General features: G+C 54.8%; 1 protein-coding gene. It reads left to right on the top strand.

Features of this window, described 5'->3' with window-relative positions:
• The first annotated feature begins 416 nt into the window (after positions 1–416).
• Positions 417–2666, top strand: coding sequence for an ATP-binding protein (locus IQ273_RS32255; protein WP_194027163.1), 2250 nt, complete (start codon positions 417–419; stop codon positions 2664–2666).
• The last annotated feature ends 97 nt before the right edge of the window (positions 2667–2763 follow it).

Here is a 2763-nt window from a genome sequence, read left to right as displayed (position 1 = left end):
CCCAACTCCTGCCCTTGAGCTTGCCCCCGACGACACCGTGCAGATCTACCTCGACTGCGACGAGCGCGATCTGGAAACTTCCGCCATTGACCCCCTCTACAACTGGCTGGAGCAGAACTTTCGCGTGGTGCTGCCCGACTAGGATGACAGCAGCCTTACCCGCTCTGAGGCGCTGATCAAGCAGTGCGAGGCGGTACTGATCTACTACGGCGAGGCCAATGGCCTATGGCTGAAGCGCCGCCTGGGGGCGCTGAAGAAAACCCTCTACGCCCGCCCAAAGCCCCTGCGGGCCAAGGCCATCTACGCCGCTAACCCCGACAGGCAACGCTTTTCTGACCCCGAAGTACCCCTGATCGAGGGTTTCGGCGACTTTTGCCCCGATTTGCTGAACGTGTTTCTAGAGCAGTTGGCCTGACATGGTGCAATCTTCCCCGCGAACCAACCCCTTCCCTGGTCTGCGCCCCTTTGAGCTCGACGAAGAGCATCTCTTCTTTGGCCGCGAGGGCCAGGCCGACGAATTGCTCACCCGGCTGCATCGCACCCGATTTTTGGCCGTGATGGGTACCTCGGGCAGTGGTAAGTCATCGCTGGTGCGGGCGGGGCTGCTGCCCAGCCTCTACAGCGGGTTGATGCGAAACGCCAGCTCTGGATGGCGGGTGGCGATCTTGCGACCGGGCAGTGCCCCCATGGGCAACCTTTCTGCCGCCCTCAACGCCCCGGACGTGTTTGGCATCGACCCCGCTAGCCGCGATGCTATGATTCGCACCGCTCTGACCGAAAGCACCCTGCGGCGTGGTGCCCTGGGCCTGGTGGAGGTGACCCAGCAGGCCCGGATGGAGCCCCACGAAAACCTGCTGGTGGTCGTCGACCAGTTTGAGGAGCTGTTTCGCTTTAAAGCCCAAGCCCAGGCCCAGGCCCGCCGCCTGGAGGCCGAAGACGAGGCCGCTGCTTTTGTAAAGCTGCTGCTGGGGGCGGTAAACCAGCGATCGGTACCGATTTTTGTCGTGCTGACCATGCGGTCAGACTTTTTGGGCGACTGCGCCCAGTTTCGCGATTTGCCGGAGACGCTGAACGATAGCCAGTATCTGATTCCCCGGCTGACGCGGGAGCAGCTGAGAAGCGCGATCGCGGGGCCGGTGGCGGTGGGCGGTGCCACTATTACCCCCCGTCTGGTAAACCGGCTGCTGAATGACACGGGCGACAACCCTGACCAGCTACCGATTTTGCAGCATGCCCTGATGCGAACCTGGGACTATTGGGAAGACCAAAGGCAGCCGGAGCAGGCGATCGATATTGAGCACTATGAAGCGATCGGCGGTATGGCGAAGGCGTTGTCTCGCCATGCAAATCAGATTTACGCTGGTCTGCCCGACGACCCGTCTCGTCAGATTGCCAAGACGCTGTTTAGATGCCTCACCGATCGGGGTGCCGCTGACCGTGAAATTCGTCGCCCAACTGCGCTGAGCGAAATTTGCATTGTGGCCGATGTCAGTGAACCAGATGTAATCGCTGTCATCGAACAGTTTCGCGCTTCTCGGCGATCGTTCTTAATGCCACCGCCCCAGGTGCCGTTAGGTGCCAGCACCATGATTGATATTTCCCATGAAAGCCTCATGCGAAATTGGCAGCGGCTAAAAAAATGGATCGATGAAGAGACCCAGTCTGCACAGATTTATAAACGACTGGCAGATACAGCGGAGCTGCATGAAAAAGGAGAAGCTGGCTACTGGCGCGACCCCGAACTAACTATTGGGTTGACCTGGCAAAGGGAACAAAACCCCAACTCGGTCTGGGCCGAACGCTATGCACCCGACTTCAACAGAGCAATAGCGTTTTTAGAAGCTAGTGCCGCAGCCCGAGATGCAGAGGTCGCCGAAACCGAAAAAGCCAGGCGACAAAAAATCAATCAGCTCCGCACCTTTTTAAGTGTCTTCATTGGGCTATCGCTCTTGTCTGTTGGATTCGCCGTATTTGCACTAGAGCAGCAAAAATTAGCTGTCAAACAGACTATTCTTGCCGAAGAAAGAGAGAAAAAAGCTGAAGAACAAACTCTAATTGCTCAGAACGAACAATCAAAGGCTGAAGCACAAAGAAAAATTGCACAAGATAAAACCAAAGAAGCTGAAAAAGAAAAAGATGCCGCTGATAGAGCTAAAGACAGAGAAAGTAGACAGCGAAGCATTGCCGAGCAAGCCTTTGCCAGGGCTGAGAGAGGAGAAAAAGAGGCAATTGAGCAAAAGCGTGAAGCTCAAAAACAGGCTCTTGTAGCCAATCAAGAGCGAGAGAAGGCCGATGAAGAGAGAAAAAAGGCTGATGAAGCGAGAGAGAAGGCCGATGAAGCGACTCAACTAGCCTTACAAGAAAAAACCTATGTTGAGCTACTGGGCATAGAATCTCAAATGACTTCAGGCTTTTATTTTCAAGCCATGCTGGACTCTATGATAAAGGTTCAAGACTTTTGGGCAAGATCAGAGGCCAGCCAAGCCATGCGCATACAAGCAATTTCTACCTTGAGAGAGGCGATTTATCAACCAGGCTTCAAAGAGAGAAGTAAGCTAATTGGTCCAAGCAGCAGCTTGGCTTTCAGCCCCAGTGGTGAATCTGTAGTATCTGGCAATAATCAAGCCATAGATTTTGGCTCTCCTGGAATGAGTATGCTGAAGTAGCCGTTACTATACGTTATGGCTATGGTGCCTCTACTGACAGAGCTCTTGGGTTTACCCGGTATTGATGTTGAGTCGTACGACGAGACCGAGGAGGGTC

The organism is Nodosilinea sp. LEGE 07298 (genome assembly GCF_015207265.1).
In the GTDB taxonomy this organism is placed as follows: domain Bacteria; phylum Cyanobacteriota; class Cyanobacteriia; order Phormidesmidales; family Phormidesmidaceae; genus Nodosilinea.
Note: the sequence above shows the minus strand (reverse complement) of the source record. Positions and strands in the feature narration are given on the sequence as shown.